21 protein-coding genes are annotated in these 17,400 nt (G+C 69.1%); 9 read left to right on the forward strand and 12 right to left on the reverse strand.

Annotated features, from left to right (window positions below):
- Both AOK24_RS46180 and AOK24_RS21985 read right to left on the reverse strand, forming a co-directional pair.
- A partial coding sequence (locus tag AOK24_RS46180) for a DUF397 domain-containing protein (protein WP_240554059.1) occupies positions 1 to 107 on the reverse strand: 107 nt, incomplete at its 3' end.
- A complete protein-coding gene (locus AOK24_RS21985) occupies positions 85 to 903 on the reverse strand; it encodes a helix-turn-helix domain-containing protein (protein ID WP_055721782.1) in 819 nt (272 codons plus the stop codon). The genes AOK24_RS46180 and AOK24_RS21985, both read right to left, overlap by 23 nt.
- Positions 904 to 1,012: 109 nt before the next feature.
- On the opposite strand from AOK24_RS21985, the gene AOK24_RS21990 reads away from it, so the two are divergent.
- On the forward strand, positions 1,013 to 1,333 hold the full coding sequence (locus AOK24_RS21990) for a hypothetical protein (RefSeq protein WP_055721783.1): 321 nt from the start codon (positions 1,013 to 1,015) through the stop codon (positions 1,331 to 1,333).
- Between the two features lie 4 nt (positions 1,334 to 1,337).
- Here the strand turns inward: AOK24_RS21990 and AOK24_RS21995 are convergent, their stop codons facing one another.
- Positions 1,338 to 2,801 (reverse strand): aldehyde dehydrogenase family protein, encoded by a 1,464-nt coding sequence (locus AOK24_RS21995; RefSeq protein WP_055721784.1) that lies wholly within the window; start codon positions 2,799 to 2,801, stop codon positions 1,338 to 1,340.
- 211 nt (positions 2,802 to 3,012) lie between these two features.
- On the reverse strand, positions 3,013 to 3,837 hold the full coding sequence (locus AOK24_RS22000) for a helix-turn-helix domain-containing protein (RefSeq protein ID WP_055721785.1): 825 nt from the start codon (positions 3,835 to 3,837) through the stop codon (positions 3,013 to 3,015).
- A 355-nt stretch (positions 3,838 to 4,192) separates the two neighbouring features.
- Here AOK24_RS22000 and AOK24_RS22005 point away from each other — a divergent pair, with 355 nt between their 5' ends.
- Complete coding sequence (locus tag AOK24_RS22005) at positions 4,193 to 4,702, forward strand: ATP-binding protein (RefSeq protein ID WP_193555027.1); 510 nt, start codon at positions 4,193 to 4,195, stop codon at positions 4,700 to 4,702.
- A 97-nt stretch (positions 4,703 to 4,799) separates the two neighbouring features.
- Here the strand turns inward: AOK24_RS22005 and AOK24_RS22010 are convergent, their stop codons facing one another.
- The 5 genes from AOK24_RS22010 to rpmG form a co-directional block, all read right to left on the reverse strand.
- The gene (locus AOK24_RS22010) at positions 4,800 to 5,060 is read right to left on the reverse strand and encodes a DUF397 domain-containing protein (RefSeq protein WP_010351418.1); all 261 of its coding nucleotides are present in this window, start codon (positions 5,058 to 5,060) and stop codon (positions 4,800 to 4,802) included.
- Positions 5,061 to 5,590: 530 nt separating this feature from the next.
- Positions 5,591 to 5,827 carry a 30S ribosomal protein S18 gene (rpsR, locus tag AOK24_RS22015; RefSeq protein ID WP_055721787.1) on the reverse strand — a complete coding sequence of 79 codons (237 nt, stop codon included), beginning with the start codon at positions 5,825 to 5,827 and terminating at the stop codon, positions 5,591 to 5,593.
- Positions 5,827 to 7,134, reverse strand: a complete 1,308-nt coding sequence (locus AOK24_RS22020; protein ID WP_055721788.1) for a GTP-binding protein — start codon at positions 7,132 to 7,134, stop codon at positions 5,827 to 5,829. The genes rpsR and AOK24_RS22020 overlap by 1 nt, the downstream gene beginning before the upstream one ends.
- A complete protein-coding gene (locus AOK24_RS22025; RefSeq protein WP_055721789.1) occupies positions 7,131 to 7,385 on the reverse strand; it encodes a type B 50S ribosomal protein L31 in 255 nt (84 codons plus the stop codon). The genes AOK24_RS22020 and AOK24_RS22025 overlap by 4 nt, the downstream gene beginning before the upstream one ends.
- A 4-nt stretch (positions 7,386 to 7,389) precedes the next feature.
- Entirely contained in the window at positions 7,390 to 7,554 is a 165-nt protein-coding gene (gene rpmG, locus AOK24_RS22030; RefSeq protein WP_003999141.1) for a 50S ribosomal protein L33, read from the reverse strand.
- 62 nt (positions 7,555 to 7,616) lie between these two features.
- On the opposite strand from rpmG, the gene rpmB reads away from it, so the two are divergent.
- From rpmB to AOK24_RS22050, 4 genes are all read left to right on the forward strand, one after another.
- Positions 7,617 to 7,853: a 50S ribosomal protein L28 gene (gene rpmB, locus AOK24_RS22035; RefSeq protein ID WP_055721790.1), complete on the forward strand. Its 237-nt coding sequence runs from the start codon at positions 7,617 to 7,619 to the stop codon at positions 7,851 to 7,853.
- Positions 7,853 to 8,158, forward strand: coding sequence for a 30S ribosomal protein S14 (rpsN, locus tag AOK24_RS22040; protein ID WP_055721791.1), 306 nt, complete (start codon positions 7,853 to 7,855; stop codon positions 8,156 to 8,158). Before rpmB ends, rpsN begins: the two co-directional genes overlap by 1 nt.
- A gap of 98 nt (positions 8,159 to 8,256) precedes the next feature.
- On the forward strand, positions 8,257 to 8,718 hold the full coding sequence (locus tag AOK24_RS50955; protein WP_338060948.1) for a hypothetical protein: 462 nt from the start codon (positions 8,257 to 8,259) through the stop codon (positions 8,716 to 8,718).
- 47 nt (positions 8,719 to 8,765) lie between these two features.
- Positions 8,766 to 9,314, forward strand: a complete 549-nt coding sequence (locus tag AOK24_RS22050) for a DUF4232 domain-containing protein (RefSeq protein ID WP_055721797.1) — start codon at positions 8,766 to 8,768, stop codon at positions 9,312 to 9,314.
- A gap of 3 nt (positions 9,315 to 9,317) precedes the next feature.
- Here the strand turns inward: AOK24_RS22050 and AOK24_RS22055 are convergent, their stop codons facing one another.
- Positions 9,318 to 10,430 (reverse strand): DUF2786 domain-containing protein, encoded by a 1,113-nt coding sequence (locus AOK24_RS22055; protein ID WP_055721793.1) that lies wholly within the window; start codon positions 10,428 to 10,430, stop codon positions 9,318 to 9,320.
- Between the two features lie 385 nt (positions 10,431 to 10,815).
- On the opposite strand from AOK24_RS22055, the gene AOK24_RS22060 reads away from it, so the two are divergent.
- Entirely contained in the window at positions 10,816 to 13,353 is a 2,538-nt protein-coding gene (locus AOK24_RS22060) for an ATP-dependent Clp protease ATP-binding subunit (protein WP_478078772.1), read from the forward strand.
- 56 nt (positions 13,354 to 13,409) lie between these two features.
- Here AOK24_RS22060 and AOK24_RS22065 read toward each other — a convergent pair whose 3' ends face one another.
- Positions 13,410 to 14,042: an HAD family acid phosphatase gene (locus tag AOK24_RS22065; RefSeq protein ID WP_055721794.1), complete on the reverse strand. Its 633-nt coding sequence runs from the start codon at positions 14,040 to 14,042 to the stop codon at positions 13,410 to 13,412.
- Positions 14,043 to 14,451: 409 nt separating this feature from the next.
- Between AOK24_RS22065 and AOK24_RS22070 the strand changes: the two genes are divergently transcribed.
- Positions 14,452 to 14,997 carry a M23 family metallopeptidase gene (locus AOK24_RS22070; RefSeq protein ID WP_055721795.1) on the forward strand — a complete coding sequence of 182 codons (546 nt, stop codon included), beginning with the start codon at positions 14,452 to 14,454 and terminating at the stop codon, positions 14,995 to 14,997.
- Between the two features lie 39 nt (positions 14,998 to 15,036).
- Here the strand turns inward: AOK24_RS22070 and AOK24_RS22075 are convergent, their stop codons facing one another.
- Complete coding sequence (locus tag AOK24_RS22075; protein WP_055721796.1) at positions 15,037 to 15,630, reverse strand: TetR/AcrR family transcriptional regulator; 594 nt, start codon at positions 15,628 to 15,630, stop codon at positions 15,037 to 15,039.
- A gap of 172 nt (positions 15,631 to 15,802) precedes the next feature.
- Here AOK24_RS22075 and AOK24_RS22080 point away from each other — a divergent pair.
- On the forward strand, positions 15,803 to 17,400 hold a 1,598-nt coding region (locus AOK24_RS22080), incomplete at its 3' end, for an MDR family MFS transporter (RefSeq protein WP_107104018.1).

Here is a 17,400-nt window from a genome sequence, read left to right on the forward strand (position 1 = left end):
TTCGAGTCGCGGACCGGGACGGAGGTGGGGTGGCCGTCGAGGACTTCCAGGCAGTTGCCGCCCGTGTTGTCGCTGTAGGACGACTTACGCCAGGTGCGGTCCATCATGGTGCTCGTACTCCCTTGCAGTGGCCCTGAGCAGCGCCAACGACTCCGTCAACGGCAGCGCGTCGGTCATCGCGTGATCGTAGCGATGCTGCCATTTCTGGACCACGGATGGGGAGTCGTGCAACCTCCCCATCTCGCCGCCCTCAAGGTACGCAAGTGGCGGCTGATCGTCGAACCACATCAACATGAGCGAGCTGCCGACCAGTTGGTGATGCCCTGCGGCGTACGGCATCACGTGGACGCGGATACGCCCGCTCTCGGCAAGCTCGACGACGTGCATGATCTGCTCCGCCATGATGTCGCCGCAGGCCACAGGGCGCCGGAGCAATGTCTCGTCGAGCAGCGCCCAGTAGGCGGGGGTCGTCGGGTCGTCGAAGAGCCTCGCGCGTCCGAGCCGTGTGCCGACCAGCTTGTCACGCTCTTCCGCGCTGATCGGAGGAAAGACTCCCCCGAGTACCGCCTTCGCGTACCTCTCCGTCTGGAGCAACCCCGGGAAGTACGCCAACCCGAACTCCCGGATCTGCACCGCCTGTTGCTCCAGCACCAACACCGCGCTGAAGTAGTCGGCGACCGCCTCCTCCTCTTCCCGCCCCGGCCGGAAGAGGATCAACGCCCCCTGCATCTGAAGCGTCTTGTCCAAGCGCCGCGCGTCCTCCGCCGACGGGACCCTCCTGCCCGCCTCGATGTGCGCGATGTGCGTCCGGCTCATGATCGCCTCGTCCGCCACCTGCTGCTGCGTCAGGCCCAGTTCCTCGCGGCGCTCCTTGATCCACTGGCCATACGTCTTCGTATCCACCGATCCGCCCTCTTCGTGACAGAAAACAGGTCACCGCCTTTTGACTGGCGAGGCTAGCCCCCCAGCCCGCACAGTGTGACCAGTTCGCCACAGAAAGCGAGATCCCCCCATGTCCACCACCCCCGAAGAAGAGCCCGTCCGCCGTCTCCTCCCCTGGGCCAACGACCTCAACCAGCCCTGCTACCTGATGACCACCGCCGAGGGCGGCTACGTCTCCCGGCTCGCCGACCGTGTCGAGGCTGCCCAACTGGGCATGGCCGGCGACCTGTTGGAGCACGCGAAGGACCTGCTGGACGACCGGAAGGTCACCGAGGACCAGTTGAGGTTCCTGATCGCGCGGATGAGCGAGTCGATGACGGACCTGTGCCGGATCGCCGTGAGCCGGGGCGAGCGGATCCCGGTGACGTACGAGGCCGAGGGCGACAACTGAGCGTTCAGAAGGGGAACTTGCTCCGGCCCCGCTGGACCGAGATCCACTTCAGGGTCGTGAAGGCGTCGAGGGTCGGTTCGCCGTTCAGGCGGCCTATCCCGGAGTGCTTCTCGCCACCGAACGGAATCAGGGGCTCGTCGTGGATGGTGCCGTCGTTGACGTGGAACATCCCCGTGTCGATCCGCTTCGCGAAGGTCACCCCGCGCTCGACGTCGGCCGTGTGGACGGCGCCGCTCAGCCCGTACGGGGAGTCGTTGACGATCCGGATCGCCTCCTCCTCCCCGTCGAAGGGGACGAGCAGGGCGACGGGGCCGAAGATCTCCTTGTGGAGCAGCGCGGAATGGCTCGGGACGTCCGTCAACACGGACGGTTCCACCAGGTTGTTGGTGGTCTCGCCGCGCACGAGGACCGTGGCACCCTCGGCGACCGCCTGGTCCACGGCGGCCGTGACCGCGTTGGCCTGAAGGGAGTTGATGACCGGCCCGATGACGGTCTGGGGGTCACTGGGGTCGCCGGTCTTGAGGGTCTTGACCTTCGCGACGAACTTCTCCGTGAACTCGTCGGCGACGGACCGGTCGACGAGGACCCGGTTCGCGGCCATGCAGACCTGGCCCTGATCGACGTACCGGCTGAAGACGGCCGCGTCGACCGCGTAGTCGATGTCCGCGTCGTCAAGGACGACCAGCGCGCTGTTCCCGCCCAACTCCAGTACCGTCCGCTTGAGTTGGGCCGCGCACACCGTCGCGATGTGCCGCCCGATCTTGTCGGACCCGGTGAAGGAGATGACCTTGGGGACGGGGTGCTCGATGAACGCGTCGCCTATCTCGGCGATGTCCGTCAGGACGACGTTCAGCAGGCCCGCCGGCAGCCCCGCGTCCTCGAAGAACTTGGCGATGAGCGTCCCGCCGACGATCGGCGTCTCTTGGTGCGGCTTCAGGACGACGGCGTTGCCCAGTGCGAGGGCCGAGGCGACCGGCTTGATCGACAGCAGGAAGGGGAAGTTGAAGGGGCTGATGACGCCGACGACCCCGACGGGCTCCCGGTAGAGGCGGTTCTCCTTGCCCTCGATGGGGGACGGCAGCAGCCGCCCTTCGAGCCGCAGCGTCAACTGCGCGGCCTCGCGCAGGAATTCCTTCGCGAGCCCGATCTCGAAGCGGGCCTTGAGATGGGTGCCGCCGAGTTCGGAGACGATGAAGTCGGTGATCAACTGCTCGCGGTCCTCGACGAGTCGAAGAACGCGCTCGAAGACGTCACGCCGGGCGTAGGGGTTGGTCGTGGCCCACTCCCGCTGCGCGCGCTGCGCGGCCCGGTACGCCTGGTCGACCTCGTCGATCGTCGCGATGGTGATCGACGCGAGCTTGACCCCGTCGTACGGATTGACGTCGATGATGTCCCAGGAACCCGTACCGGGACGCCATTCGCCGTCGATGAACTGCTGTGCCAGGTCGGTGAAGTCGGAGGACGACATGTGATCCCTCAATCCTTGCCGCCGAAGCAGTGGAGGCAGACCCCCGCGATCCGTCTCCCGAACAGCCGTTCAAGCTGATCACACGTCATCGTACTGACGAATACGGGCCGTTGGAGGGGCAGATGTTCAACAGGCAAGCAACCACGCGGTGTTTATAGGGTTTTCCCTATCGCACGGAGGCTGCTGCCGGACGGTTCAACTGACAGGCGTGTTACGAGAGTTGCAGCAGCCCGCGCAGGAGGTCGCGGCTCTCCGCGGGCGACGGGCTGTCGTCCTGGAGTTCTCGCAGAACCTGCTCGTACTGCGCGACGTCCTCACGTTTGTCGAGATACAGCGCGCTGGTGAGCTGCTCCAGGTACACGACGTCCGAGAGGTCCGACTCGGGGAAGCTGAGGATGCTGAACGCGCCGGACTCGGCCCGGTGGCCGCCGAAGCTGAACGGCATCACCTGGAGGCGGACGTTGGGCCGCTCGGAGACGTCGATGAGGTGCTGGAGCTGGCCGCGCATCACCTCGCGGTCGCCGTAGGGGCGGCGCAACCCGGCCTCGTCGAGGACGATGTGGACGTCGGGCGGGTTCTCGGAGACGAGGTACTTCTGCCGCTCCAGGCGCAGCGCGACCCGGCGGTCGATGTCGGCGGCGGAGGCGTTCTTCATGCCGCGCGCGACGACCGCGTGCGCGTACGCCTCGGTCTGGAGGAGGCCGGGCACGAACTGCACCTCGTACGACCGGATGAGGGAGGCGGCGCCTTCGAGGCCGACGTAGGTGGGGAACCAGGACGGCAGGACGTCGGAGTAACTGTGCCACCATCCGGCCACGTTGGCCTCCCGGGCGAGGCCGACGAGGGCCGCGCGCTCGGTGTCGTCCGTGATGCCGTACAGCGTCAGCAGGTCCTCGACGTCCCGCGTCTTGAAGCTCACCCGGCCCAGCTCCATCCGACTGATCTTGGACTCGGAGGCGCGGATCGAGTAACCCGCGGCCTCGCGTGTGATGCCGCGCGACTCACGCAGCCGCCTGAGTTGCGAGCCGAGCAGCATGCGTCGCACCACCGATCCGGGCTCTCCCGCGCTCACGTTCGCCAAGCCTCCCCAACCGTCTCCAGGGCCCGAAGTCTGCCACTAAAACACTCCGAGCAGTACTCACCTGATTACAGAGACGGAAAGAAGCCAAAGCTCACAGGTGGGTTTACCCGGAAGGAGGGGGGTGTGAAAGCAAGACGAGAGGGAGAGTTGTGCGAGAAGTTGGCGGAAAAAATGACCAACAACCCCCACGGGCGGCTCATTTCGGTCACGTGCACGTGCATCTGCCCTTGCATCCGCCGGTCGCATCCGAAACCATGGTCTCGCGCCACCGCTGCATCGCAACGACCGCGAATTCCCGGGAGTGCCTCGCATGGGGACGAATGGATCGACCATGCTCAAGCCATTACGGCAGGGCCTTCCGCCGCTGGATCCCGCGGCCGTGTCCAACGCCGCATCCTGCGCTCTGCCCGCCCGCCTCGAAGCGGTGCGCGAGGCACGGCAGTTCACCCGCCGCACCCTGGGACAGTGGGACGTCGGCGACCGCTTCGACGACATCTGCCTCGTCGTCTCCGAACTGGTCACCAACGCGCTGCGGCACGGACTGCCGTCCGCCCAGGCCGAGTCGAACGGCTCCGACGGCCATCAGCCGCCCGTGCGGCTGCACTTGATGCGGTGGACCGGACGCCTCGTGTGCGCGGTGCGCGACCCGGGCCGCACCACGCCCGAGGCGCGCGAGACCGACGACTTCGCGGCGGAGTCGGGCCGCGGCCTCTTCCTCGTCGACTCCTTCGCCGACAGCTGGGGCTGGCACCCGCTGGCCGGCGCGCTCGGCGGCAAGGTCGTGTGGGCCCTCTTCGGGCTCGGCACCCCCGCCGAGTGACGTACGGACATGTACGGTGCCGGGCGCGCGAGTTCTACGCGCGTCACCGGCGTGTCGTATACGGGAAGCGGCCGTCCGTCCCCCGGAACGGCCGCTCTCAGCCTGCGATCAGGTGGTCGAACTCGCCGTCCTTGACGCCGAGCAGCATCGCCTCTATCTCCGCGCGCGTGTAGACCAGCGCGGGTCCGTCCGGGAAGCGCGAGTTGCGCACCGCGACGTCGCCGCCGGGCAGGCGGGCGAACTCCACGCAGTTTCCCTGCGAGTTGCTGTGCCTGCTCTTCTGCCAGGCCACCCCGTGCAACTGCGTGGCCGTCATGCCGTTGTACACGTCGCGTCCCCCGTCAACGTCGTGGTCCACAGGTCGCTCCCTGGTGGTGCACTGGCTCTTGTGGCCATTGGTGCAGTGGTCAACTGTCCGGATCATAACTCCGTTCATGTGCAGATGCATGAGCAGATGCACGTGCACGCGGCGTGCCGTCGCGGTTACAGGTTTGACGCACGTTTTACCGAGCGCGTTCCCGAGCGCCTGGTCATCTATCAAGACGCGCGCCGGGGCCTCGGTGTTCCTGTCTTCAACCGATTGGTCCAGTCCGGTTGTTGGCCGGATCGCGACCGTCCGGCGGACCGGAGGGCTCCGCTTGCGGCACCATACGGCGCCGTTGTGGGGGAACCGGGTGCGTCGAGGTGCGGGCGTGGTGGGGGTGTTGTGGGTGCGGACGCGGGCTACGGCCGTTGCAGGAGGTCCAAGTCCGGTGGTTGGCCGAGGACTTGGGGGCCTTTCCGGCTGCGGGTACCGGGGCCGTCGTAGCCGGAGATGACGCGAGGGGCGGGTGGCTTCACGGGACAACTCCCGTAAGCCACCCGCCCCTTCGGAGGGTGCGCCGTGAACTACTTCGACACGTACGGGAGAAGCGCCATCTCCCTCGCGTTCTTGATCGCGCGCGACACCTGGCGCTGCTGCTGGGCCGAGATCCTCGTGACCCGGCGGCTGCGGATCTTGCCCCGGTCCGAGATGAACTTCCGCAGCAGGTCGGTGTCCTTGTAGTCGATGTACGTGATCTTCGCCTGGTCCAGGGGGTTGGGACGCGGCTTCTGGGGCTTGCGGTCGAGCTTGCGGGGCGGCATCAGATCTCCAGGAGGGTGTCGAAGGCGGGCGGGAGGTTCTTCCACGCGGCGCGGCCCGCCGCGTACTCGGCGTCCGTCAACAGGCAGGACTCCAGGAGGTGTTCGAGGCCGTCGCGGTCCAGGCCGGGGGACGTGAACACCAAGTGCTGGCAGCAGTCGCCGTGTTCGGGGTGCCAGTCCAGGGCCGCGGCGGCTCGTCTGGTCGGGGGGACCATGTCCCAGGCGGCGTCCGGGAGCGACGCGAGCCAGGGGCCTGCGGCCTCTACGCAGAGTGCTCCTCCCGCCGCGTCCCAATGGAGGAGGGTGTCCGGCTTGTCCGCCAGCCAGAAACGGCCCCTGCTGCGCGCTGCCGCGCAGGTCAGGTCCTCCAGGGCCTCGTAGAGGCGCTCCGGGTGGAAGGGGCGGGCGCGGTGCCAGACGAAGGTGCAGACGCCGTGGTTGTCCGCGTCCGAGGGGAGGAGGGCGCAGGCGGGGTGCTGGGCTGCGGCTGCGGCTTCCACGTCGAACCCGGCGAGGGCTTCGCGGGCGAGGGGGGTGGGGGGTGACTGCTGGTTGCCGGGTGCGGCGCCGTTGTGGTTGCTCGCGCAGTTCCCCGCGCCCCTAGGTGCGTCGACCCTAGGTCCGTTTTCCTGTGCAAGTGCATCTGCTTGCGCATCCGCGAGGAACCTTGCCCAGTCCTCGTCGCTCACGCCCGCCAGGTCACCTATGTGGTGGCCGCCCGACACGGGGACCTGGCGGGCTGTCGGGTGGAGCTGGGTCAGCAGCTCGCGGTCTTCGTCGTCCGCTTCGGGGGAGTCGACGATCGCCAGGACCGGGGCGTACTCCAGCTGGCGGGCGAACGTGTCGGCGACCGTGCGCTGGTCCGTGGGGGCCGCGGCGAGGCCGCATTCCGCCAGGTCGTCGCCGTTGCCGAGGTAGGGGAGGAGGAGGGCCGGGTCGATCGCGGTGATGACGGACGTGACCGTCAGGCCCGCCGCGGCCACCACCTCCGCCATCGCCTTCGGCTCCACCGAGTCCCAGAGTTCGACGATCGCCAGGGCCGTCGTACCCGCGTCCGCGAGCCGGCGGAGTTCCGGGACGAGGTCCTCGCGCAGCGCGCAGCAGGCGCAGTCGTTCGAGAGGGGGGCCTCGCCCGCCGAGACGAGGCCCGTCTCGTCGTGGATCGTGCGGACGACCGTGCCCGCCGTCGCCGTAGCGAGGTCGTGGTGCAGGACCACGCTCCCCGGTACGTCCCTCAGAAGCTGGGCGACCGTCGCCTTGCGGGCCTCCACGTGAAGCCCGCCGACGATCGCCACGGACAGCGTCACGCGCCGGCCCGCTTTCCGTAGCGCTTCTCGAAGCGTTCGACGCGGCCGGCCGTGTCCAGGACGCGGGCCGTACCCGTGTAGAAGGGGTGGCTGACGTTCGAGATCTCGACGTCGACGACCGGGTAGGTCTCGCCGTCCTCCCACTCGATCGTCTTCTCACTCGTCATCGTCGAGCGGGTCAGGAAGGCGTAGTTCGCGGCACGGTCACGGAAGACGACGGGCCCGTACGCCGGGTGGATCCCCTCACGCATGTCTCTAGCGCTCCTCTCGGAAATCGACGTGGCGGCCGACGACCGGGTCGTACTTGCGCAGGGTCATGCGGTCCGGGTCGTTGCGGCGGTTCTTGCGGGTCACGTAGGTGTAGCCGGTCCCCGCCGTGGAGCGGAGCTTGATGACCGGGCGGAGTTCGTTGCGTGCCATGCTGGTATCTTACTGAAAATGAATTCCATTAGCGACAGGCGATCGAGAGAGGTAGGTCACTCATGTCGGCGCATTGCATGCTGACCGGGGCGCAGCCGGGGTTCGGGAACCGCATCTCGCACTCCCACCGGCGCACTTCCCGGCGGTTCGACCCCAACATCCAGTCGAAGCGGTACTGGCTGCCGAGCGAAGGCCGGTACGTACGGCTCCGGCTGAGCACGAAGGGGATCAAGACGGTCGACACCATCGGGGTCGAGGCAGCGGTCGCCCGTATCCGGGCTCGGGGGGTGCGGGTCTGATGGCGAAGAAGAGCAAGATCGCGGCGAATCTCCGGCGGCAGGAGGTCGTCGCGCGGTACGCCGAGCGGCGGGCCGAGCTGAAGGAGATCATCCGGCGTCCGTCGTCCTCCGAGGAGGAGCGCGCCGCGGCCCGGCAGGAGCTGGAGCGGCAGCCCCGGGACGCGAGCGCGACCCGGGTGCGCAACCGGGACCAGGTGGACGGGCGGCCCCGTGGGTACTTCCGGACGTTCGGGCTCTCCCGGGTGAGCCTGCGGCAGCAGGCGCACGCCGGATATCTGCCGGGGGTCCGGAAGAGCTCCTGGTAGGCGCGGCACCCCTGAAGCTCACAGTCGGTTCCCGGGCCCCTGCCCGGCGCGGCTGGTAGCTTGCCGTCGTTCTCGGCTTCTAGCGCTTGGAGTGTGCGGTGGCTTCAGTGGGCTTGCGTGGCGCGGGTGTGGTGGTGGGGGCCGTCCTCCTGGCCGGGTGCGGCGGCGGTGGCGGGGATTCCTCGTCGCCCTCGCCCGAGCCGTCGACGGCTTCCGCCACCGCCTCCCCCTCCCCGTCCGCATCGGCCACGCCCCTCGCCGGCAGCTGGCTCGGCACCGCCGGCGGGCAGGCCGTCGTCCTCATGATCGAGGGCGGCAAGGCGTCGCTGTACGCCACCGGCGGCACCGTCTGCAACGGGACCGCCGGGGAAGAGGCCGGGATGCGGATGATCCGCCTGACCTGCCCGACCGGGAAGAAGGACCGTACGACCGGGATGGTCGACTCCGTGGATGCGGAGAAACTGGTCGTGACCTGGACGGGGAGTGTGGGGAAGGAGACGTACACCAAGGCGGACGGCAGTGTGCTGCCGTCGGGTGTGCCGACCGGGGGTCTGGGGTAGGGGATGATCCCCCTGAGCAACGTCACTCGTTCCTAGGGATCATGTTCATGCGCGCCGTTCCGCTCCGCCTCAGCGTCGCCGCCTTCTCCGCGGCTCTCCTGCTCTCCGCGTGTTCCGGGGGCGGTGACGACGACAAGAACGCGGATGGCGGTACGACGCCGTCGGCGTCCGCGCCCGCCGCCGGCGGCTCCACCTGCGCCGTCGACAAGCTGGACACCCAGGCAGGCGCCGTCAACGCGGCTCCCGGCGTCGGGGACAGCGGCAACGTCACGTTCACCATCACCAACACCGGCGACGAGTGCGCGCTGGCCGGCTTCCCCAAGCTCCAGTTGAAGGCGGACGGCACCGCCGTCTCCGTACCCCAGGACCCGGCGGCGGTCGCCCAGACGGTGACCCTCCCGGCCCAGGGCACCGCCTCCTTCACGATCACCTACACGCGCGGGGACGGCGACAAGGCCATCGCGGCGAAGAAGCTGGAGTTCGGCCTCGCGGAGGGGTCGGGCAAGGAGTTCGACTGGTCGTACGGGGCTGTCGTCCTCAAGGACTCGAAGACCCCGGACGCGACGGTGAGCGGCTTCCAGCAGGCCGGGGACTGAGGCTCAGGACTCCGGCAGGCGGGGGCGGTTCCCGACAGTCGCTCTGTCCGCCGCCTCCGCGCCCTCCACCCAGCCCGCCTCGTCCGTGATCCCCCGCAGGCGGGTGCTGACCGTGTGCGGGAACAGGGCGTCCGTCGCGTCGACGACGGCTACGTCGCGGGTCGCGAGGACCGGGAGCAGGCCGGTCGGGATCTGGGTGCGGGTCGCCTCCGCGAGGCGGGTGCCCATGCGGTGGGCGTAGGCCGCCAGGAAGGACTGGCGGAACGTTTTCGTGCGCTTGCGGCCGGACGCCCGCTGGGCCGCCTCCGCGCGGGTCATCGCCGTCTGCGCCTGGACGAGCAGCGACGTGTAGAGCAGCTCCACGGCCTCCAGATCGGCCTCGAAGCCGACGACCGTCGAGAAGCAGAAACCTTCGTTCCACACCGACCGGCAGTGGTTCGCCTCCGCCACCGCGTCCAGCAGGATCGCCTTGGCCTGCTCGTACGGGGGCTCCACGCCGATACGGCAGGCCCCGGGCGCGTCCGGCGCGGGCGCCGCCGCGTCCACCAGCGCCTCGTCCACGCTGTGCCGCGCCATCAGCTCCTGCGCCTTCGCGGTGAGCGCCTCCGCCTCCTGCGGGTACGTCGTCGCCTCGGCCTTCGCGAGGAGCGCGCGGATCCGGGTGAGCGTACGGTCCGCGCCCGCGCGCGTGGGCCTGCGCGGCTCGTCGAGGGGCTCCAGCGTCGGGAGGCGCAGCAGGCTGCGGTACAGCTCCAGGACCACCGTGGCCTGCGTGAACCTGTCCGCCCGGGGCGCCTCCTCCGCCGGGAGCGCGGCCAGCTGCGCCTTCCAGCGCGGGCCCCGCGCCCGGTCGTTCCCCGCCTGCGCGCGGATCAGCGCGGCCAGGTGGCGGACGTGTACGTCGTCCAGGTCGCGGCGGGTGAGCCGGACGAGGTCGGCGGGCTGCCAGCCCCTCGTCCAGGCCGTCGCGATCAGCTCCTCGCCCTTGGCCCTGAGGCCGGGGTCGGTGGCGGGGTCGGCGGCGAGGAGGGAGGCGGCGGCGTCGAGGGTGGCGTCCGTGGTGTCGTACAGGGCCGTCTTGAGGGCTTCGGCGAGGGTGGGGTGGGGCTGGCTCACTCGGTGATGGTGTCACGGGGTGGTTTTTCGCGGGTACGCGCGCGGGGGGCGCGGTTTCGGCTCCCCCCGGCCCGCGCGCGTGGAGCGCGTTTTCGGCGTTCCCCGGCCCGCGCGCGTAGTGGCTCATGACTGTCAACTCGGGGTTGACGCTATCGAGCTGTCAACCTACGGTTGACACATGTCGGAGCCCGAGCACATCACGTCATCCGTCCGTCTCGACGACCTCATCGACGCCATCAAGAAGGTCCACCCCGAACCCCTCGACCAGCTCCAGGACGCGGTCCTCGCCGGCGAGCACCTCGGGGACGTCGCCGACCACCTCATCGGCCACTTCGTCGACCAGGCACGCCGCTCCGGCGCGTCCTGGACCGACATCGGCCGCAGCATGGGCGTCACCCGCCAGGCCGCCCAGAAACGCTTCGTCCCCAAGGACTCCGAGGGCGCGGACATCGACTTCGCCCGCTTCACCCCCCGCGCGCGCAACGTCCTCGTCGCGGCGGACGCGGAGGCGAAGAACGCGGGCTCGGTGGAGACGCTCCCCGCGCACCTCGTCCTCGGCCTGCTCGCCGAGCCGGAGGCGATCGCCGCGAAGGCGCTGGCCGCGCAGGGCGCCTCCCCCGAGGCCGTCCGCGAGGCCGCCGCCGCGACGCTCCCGGCGTCCGCCGAGGCCCCCGCCCTCATGCCGTACAGCGCGGCCGGCAAGAAGGTCCTGGAGCTGTCGCTCCGCGAGGCCCTTCAGCTGGGCCACAACTACATCGGCACGGAGCACATCCTGCTCGGCCTGATCCGCGAGGGCGAGGGCGTCGCCGCCCAGGTCCTCGTCAAGCTGGGCGCAGACCTCAACCGGGTCCGGCAGCAGGTCATCCAGTTGCTCTCCGGCTACCAGCAGAGCAAGGAGACCGCCACCGCCGGCGGCCCCGCCGAGGGCACGCCCTCGACCTCGCTCGTCCTCGACCAGTTCGGCCGGAACCTCACCCAGGCCGCCCGCGAGTCCAAGCTCGACCCGGTCATCGGGCGCGAGAAGGAGATCGAGCGGGTCATGCAGGTGCTGTCCCGCCGCACCAAGAACAACCCGGTCCTCATCGGTGAGCCCGGCGTCGGCAAGACCGCCGTCGTCGAGGGCCTCGCCCAGGCCATCGTCAAGGGCGAGGTGCCCGAGACCCTCAAGGACAAGCACCTCTACACCCTGGACCTCGGCGCCCTGGTCGCCGGCTCCCGCTACCGCGGTGACTTCGAGGAGCGCCTGAAGAAGGTCCTCAAGGAGATCCGCACCCGCGGCGACATCATCCTGTTCATCGACGAGCTGCACACGCTCGTCGGCGCGGGTGCCGCCGAGGGCGCGATCGACGCCGCCTCGATCCTCAAGCCGATGCTGGCGCGCGGCGAGCTCCAGACCATCGGCGCCACCACGCTCGACGAGTACCGCAAGCACCTGGAGAAGGACCCCGCGCTGGAGCGCCGCTTCCAGCCCATCCAGGTCGCCGAGCCCTCGCTGCCGCACACGATCGAGATCCTCAAGGGTCTGCGCGACCGGTACGAGGCCCACCACCGCGTCTCCATCACGGACGAGGCGCTGGTCCAGGCCGCGACCCTGGCCGACCGGTACATCTCGGACCGCTTCCTGCCGGACAAGGCGATCGACCTGATCGACGAGGCCGGCTCCCGGATGCGCATCCGCCGGATGACCGCGCCGCCGGACCTGCGCGAGTTCGACGAGAAGATCGCCGGCGTGCGCCGCGACAAGGAGAAGCAGCTCCTCGCCGCGAAGGCCAAGCGGGAGAAGGAGTGGAAGGCCGGCGACATGGACGTCGTCGCCGAGGTCGACGGCGAGCTGATCGCCGAGGTCCTCGCGACCGCCACCGGCATCCCGGTCTTCAAGCTCACCGAGGAGGAGTCCTCGCGTCTGCTGCGCATGGAGGACGAGCTCCACAAGCGGGTCATCGGCCAGAAGGACGCCGTCAAGGCGCTCTCCAAGGCGATCCGCCGTACCCGCGCCGGGCTGAAGGACCCGAAGCGTCCGGGTGGTTCGTTCATCTTCGCCGGTCCGTCCGGTGTCGGTAAGACCGAGCTGTCCAAGGCGCTCGCCGAGTTCCTCTTCGGCGACGAGGACGCGCTGATCTCCCTCGACATGTCGGAGTTCAGCGAGAAGCACACGGTCTCGCGGCTCTTCGGCTCGCCCCCCGGCTACGTCGGGTACGAGGAGGGCGGCCAGCTCACCGAGAAGGTGCGCCGCAAGCCGTTCTCCGTCGTCCTCTTCGACGAGGTCGAGAAGGCCCACCCGGACATCTTCAACTCGCTGTTGCAGATCCTGGAGGACGGTCGCCTGACCGACTCCCAGGGCCGGGTCGTGGACTTCAAGAACACGGTCATCATCATGACGACCAACCTCGGCACCCGGGACATCTCCAAGGGCTTCAACCTGGGCTTCGCCGCCTCCGGCGACACGAAGACCAACTACGAGCGCATGAAGAACAAGGTGTCGGACGAGCTGAAGCAGCACTTCCGCCCCGAGTTCCTCAACCGCGTCGACGACGTCGTCGTCTTCCCGCAGCTCACGCAGGAGGACATCCTCGCCATCGTCGACCTGATGATCGGCAAGGTGGACGAGCGCCTCAAGGACCGGGACATGGGCATCGAGCTCTCCCAGGCCGCGAAGGAGCTGCTGTCCAAGAAGGGCTACGACCCCGTCCTGGGCGCCCGGCCGCTGCGCCGGACCATCCAGCGGGAGGTCGAGGACACGCTCTCGGAGAAGATCCTCTTCGGCGAGCTGCGCCCCGGTCACATCGTGGTCGTCGACACGGAGGGCGAGGGCGAGACCGCTACCTTCACCTTCCGCGGTGAGGAGAAGTCGGCGCTGCCCGACGTCCCGCCGATCGAGCAGGCGGCCGGCGGTGGCGGGCCGAACCTGAGCAAGGAGGCGTAAGCCTCGTACAGGAAAGGGCCGGTGCTCTCCAGCACCGGCCCTTTCCTCATGCCCGGCTACGAGAGCTGGCCGTCGTAGTCCGGCAGCTTGAAGGTCTTCTCGGCGTGGCCGCCCGAGAGGTCGGTGGCGCTGTTGCCGATGTTCGCGATGATCGTGTAGCCCTTGTTCTCGATGTCGGCGCGCTGGGCGGTCTTGTAGGCGGCGACGTCCTTGAAGAGGTCGAGGAAGCCGCGGACGTACAGGCCGGAGACCTGGTAGCCGACGGTCTTGAGGTTGTAGTCCGTGACGGACTTGATGATCCCCGGCCGGGCGGTGACGAAGAACAGGGAGACGCCGTGCTCCTGCGCGTACTTCGCGACGTTCAGGACGGGCTTGTTGGCCGGCTGCGGGTAGCTGAAGCCGAAGTCGGTCTCCAGCGTGGTGTTGTCGATGTCGAGGACGATCGCCTGCTTCTCGCCGGGCTCGGCGGCGGCGATACGGTTCTTCAGGTACGGCAGAGCCTGGTCCATCACGGCCCGGCAGTCGGTCTGCCAGGTCGCGTAGTCGACGTCCGCCGCTGCTGCGGCGGCGACGGTGGAGGTGCTGGTGGCCGTAGCGGCCTGGGCGCCGGCCGGGACGGCGAGGGCCGTCACCGCGGTCGCCGCGACGACCGTCAGGCCGATGCGGCGCGTCCAGGTGCCTCTGGTCATGGGTGGTGTCCTCTCGCGTCCTTGCGCTGCCTTGTCGTGGGCATGCTGGTGGGTGGGAGTGGCTTGAGGGGAACCAGCGGGTTACTGGACGGTAGATGGTGCTGAGAGGCGCGTCACAGACCCGTGCACGCATCGTGACCAGGGTCACAACTCGCCCTGGCCCGCGGCTCCTTGGGGCCGGAGGCCGGTGATGTGCCGCATAGGGCGTGCGTCACGTACTAGACGGAGTAGTGGCGCGGCGAGCTTGGGGGTTCTGTCCGGATCGGGGCTTTTTGTGGTGACGTACTAGCTTCTGTCGTAGGTAACCCGTTTGGGGGTCCGAGGGGGCGCGGGTTACCAAGGGAGGGTCCACCCGGCCGGGTCCGTACGGCGGGTGGCTCTTCTTGCCCCCGACCTCACGAGGTACTCGATGTCCCCGCGCGCTCTCCTCCGCTCCCTCCGCACGTCCCCGCTCCGCACCTGCGTGGCCGCCGGCGCCACCGCAGTCGGCGCCGCGGCCGTGCTGGGGACGGCGGGGACGGCGTCCGCCGCGTCCGCGACCTGGGTCGACCCGGTGAAGTCGTACACCCTCACCGCGAGCTACGCGCAGTCCGGCAACCTGTGGTCCGCCAAGCACAGCGGGCAGGACTTCGCGGTGCCGACCGGCACGGCCGTCGTCGCCGCGCACGGCGGTACGGTCGTCAAGGCGGGGCCCGGCGGCGCTGGGGACGGGTCCGCGTACGGCAACGCGATCGTGATCCGGCACTCCAGCGGGGTGTACTCGCAGTACGCGCACCTGTCGCGGGTCGGTGTGAAGATCGGGCAGAAGGTCTCCACCGGTCAGAAGATCGGACTGTCCGGCAGCACCGGGAACTCGACCGGGCCGCACCTGCACTTCGAGATCCGTACGACGGCGAACTACGGCTCGGCGGTGAACCCGGTGGCGTTCCTGCGCGCCAAGGGCGTCACCGTCTGAGGCGGTTCAGGAGGCTGAGGGCGGTCCGCGCGACCGCCCTCAGCCCTTCGCGTTCTCGTGCGCCTGGGTCACCAGGTCCACCGCGACCTCCAGCACCGCCTCGCGCTTCTCCTCCGGCTCGCCCTCGATGTCCTGGAGCAGGAACATCCCGGCGTGCAGCGTGAAGATCGCGCTGACGCAGCGGACCTGGTCGGTGAGGGGCGCGTCCCGGTCGACGATGATGTCGCGCAGGCCCCGCATGCGGTCCTTGAAGGCGTCGCCGATCTGGAGCTCGCGGACGGTGGCCTGGTTCTCCTGCATGAAGCGGAAGAGGGGGGCGGCGTCGGCGAGGTGTTGGCTGTAGCGCCGGACGATCTCCTGCTTGGTCTCCAGGGTGTGCGGCTGCTCCGCGCCCCAGTCGATCAGCTCCTCGATCGGCTTCGTCAGATCGCCGAAGATGCTGACGATGATCTCTTCCTTCGTCTTGAAGTGGTAGTACAGGGCCGCTTTGGTGACGTCGAGGCGCTCGGCGATCTCGCGGAGCGACGTCTTCTCGTACCCCTGCTCGGCGAAGAGTTCGAGCGCGACGTCCTGGATGCGCTGGCGCGTGTTGCCGCGCCGCTGCTGCTTGGTGCCGTCCATGGTGGCGCCCATTGTCCAACTCCTCGCGCTCGCGTGGGAACTCGCCCCGGGAAATCGGCCGCCCCGGCCGATGGTTGCCTTGGGAAAAAACTTACTTGACGACCGGCTAGTTACAGCGCTACCTTCCCAGTGTATCGAACTAGCCGGGCGGCAAGTAAGTGGCCGGTCGGGGGGAGTGGTAACCATGGCGGACACACAGAGCGTCGAACCGGTCACCGGGGACGCCGCAGAACGGGCGGCCGGGTCGGCCGCCGGATCCTCGGTGCCGGCGGCACCGCAGGACAAGCAGCCCAGGAGCGTACGGGTCGTCCTGCTCGCGCTCATGATCACGATGATGCTCGCGATGCTGGACAACATGATCGTGGGTACGGCGATGCCGACGATCGTCGGCGACCTGGGCGGCCTCGAACACCTCTCGTGGGTGGTCACCGCGTACACCCTCGCGACCGCCGCGGCCACCCCGATCTGGGGCAAGCTCGGTGACATGTACGGCCGCAAGGCCACCTTCATGACCTCCATCGTCATCTTCCTGATCGGCTCCGCGCTCAGCGGCATGGCGCAGGACATGGGCCAGCTGATCGCCTTCCGGGCCGTTCAGGGTCTCGGCGCCGGCGGTCTCATGGTCGGCGTGATGGCGATCATCGGCGACCTCGTGCCGCCCCGCGAGCGCGGCAAGTACCAGGGCATGATGGCCGGCGTCATGGCGCTCGCGATGATCGGCGGCCCCCTCGTCGGCGGCACGATCACCGACCACTGGGGCTGGCGCTGGGCCTTCTACATCAACCTGCCGCTCGGCGTCGTCGCGCTGGGCCTCATCAGCGTCGTCCTCCACCTGCCGCGCAAGCGGGCGCAGGCCCGGATCGACTACCTCGGCGCCGCGCTGCTGACCGTCGGCATCACGTCGATCGTGCTGGTCACGACCTGGGGCGGTACGGAGTACGCGTGGACGTCCGCGCGGATCATGGAGCTGATCGCGATCGGCGTCGCCTCGCTCGTCGGGTTCGTGTTCTGGCAGAAGAAGGCGGCCGAGCCGATCCTGCCGCTGCACATCTTCCGCAGCCTGAACTTCACGCTGATGTCCGTCATCGGGTTCGTCACCGGGTTCGTGATGTTCGGCGCGACGCTCTTCCTGCCGCTGTACCAGCAGTCCGTGCAGGGCGCGTCCGCGACCAACTCCGGGCTGCTGCTCCTGCCGATGCTCGGGGCGATGCTCGTCACCTCCATGGTCGCCGGGCGGATCACCACCAGCACCGGGCGCTACAAGGTCTTCCCCGTCGCGGGCAGCGTCCTGATGATCGCCGGTCTCTACCTGCTGTCGACCATGGACACCGGGACCTCGCGGTTCACGTCCGGCGTCTACATGGCCGTCGTCGGGCTCGGCATGGGGTGCCTCATGCAGATCACGATGCTGGTCGCGCAGAACAGCGTCGAGATGAAGGACATGGGCGTCGCGTCGTCCTCCGCGACCCTCTTCCGTACGCTCGGCTCGTCGTTCGGCGTCGCCATCATGGGCGCGCTGTTCAACAACCGGGTCCAGGACGTCATGTCCGAGCGCGCGGGTGCGCTGGGGTCCAAGGTCACCGAGGCGTCCGCGCAGCTGGACGCGGCGAGCCTCGCGAAGCTGCCGGCCGCGGCTCGGGAGGCGTACCAGTACGCCGTCTCCTCCGGCAGCCACTCCGCGTTCCTGCTCGGCGCCGTGATCGCCGTGATCGCGCTGGTCGCCGCGGTCTTCGTGAAGGAGGTTCCGCTGCGGGGGGCCGGCTCCGGAGGACGGGGCGGGGA

The organism is Streptomyces niveiscabiei (genome assembly GCF_001419795.1).
Taxonomy (GTDB): Bacteria; Actinomycetota; Actinomycetes; order Streptomycetales; family Streptomycetaceae; genus Streptomyces; species Streptomyces niveiscabiei.

Excerpts from the sequence above, each read along its gene's own strand:
- rpsR (WP_055721787.1), bottom strand. The coding sequence starts at position 5,827 with ATGCCGCCCCGCAAGCTCGACCGCAAGCCCCAGAAGCCGCGTCCCAAC.
- AOK24_RS22075 (WP_055721796.1), bottom strand. The coding sequence starts at position 15,630 with ATGGGCGCCACCATGGACGGCACCAAGCAGCAGCGGCGCGGCAACACG.
- AOK24_RS22005 (WP_193555027.1), top strand. The coding sequence starts at position 4,193 with ATGGGGACGAATGGATCGACCATGCTCAAGCCATTACGGCAGGGCCTT.
- AOK24_RS21990 (WP_055721783.1), top strand. The coding sequence starts at position 1,013 with ATGTCCACCACCCCCGAAGAAGAGCCCGTCCGCCGTCTCCTCCCCTGG.
- AOK24_RS22065 (WP_055721794.1), bottom strand. The coding sequence starts at position 14,042 with ATGACCAGAGGCACCTGGACGCGCCGCATCGGCCTGACGGTCGTCGCG.
- AOK24_RS22070 (WP_055721795.1), top strand. The coding sequence starts at position 14,452 with ATGTCCCCGCGCGCTCTCCTCCGCTCCCTCCGCACGTCCCCGCTCCGC.
- rpmB (WP_055721790.1), top strand. The coding sequence starts at position 7,617 with ATGTCGGCGCATTGCATGCTGACCGGGGCGCAGCCGGGGTTCGGGAAC.
- AOK24_RS21995 (WP_055721784.1), bottom strand. The coding sequence starts at position 2,801 with ATGTCGTCCTCCGACTTCACCGACCTGGCACAGCAGTTCATCGACGGC.
- AOK24_RS22060 (WP_478078772.1), top strand. The coding sequence starts at position 10,816 with ATGGGCGTCACCCGCCAGGCCGCCCAGAAACGCTTCGTCCCCAAGGAC.
- rpmG (WP_003999141.1), bottom strand. The coding sequence starts at position 7,554 with ATGGCACGCAACGAACTCCGCCCGGTCATCAAGCTCCGCTCCACGGCG.
- AOK24_RS22025 (WP_055721789.1), bottom strand. The coding sequence starts at position 7,385 with ATGCGTGAGGGGATCCACCCGGCGTACGGGCCCGTCGTCTTCCGTGAC.
- AOK24_RS22050 (WP_055721797.1), top strand. The coding sequence starts at position 8,766 with ATGCGCGCCGTTCCGCTCCGCCTCAGCGTCGCCGCCTTCTCCGCGGCT.
- AOK24_RS22000 (WP_055721785.1), bottom strand. The coding sequence starts at position 3,837 with ATGCTGCTCGGCTCGCAACTCAGGCGGCTGCGTGAGTCGCGCGGCATC.
- rpsN (WP_055721791.1), top strand. The coding sequence starts at position 7,853 with ATGGCGAAGAAGAGCAAGATCGCGGCGAATCTCCGGCGGCAGGAGGTC.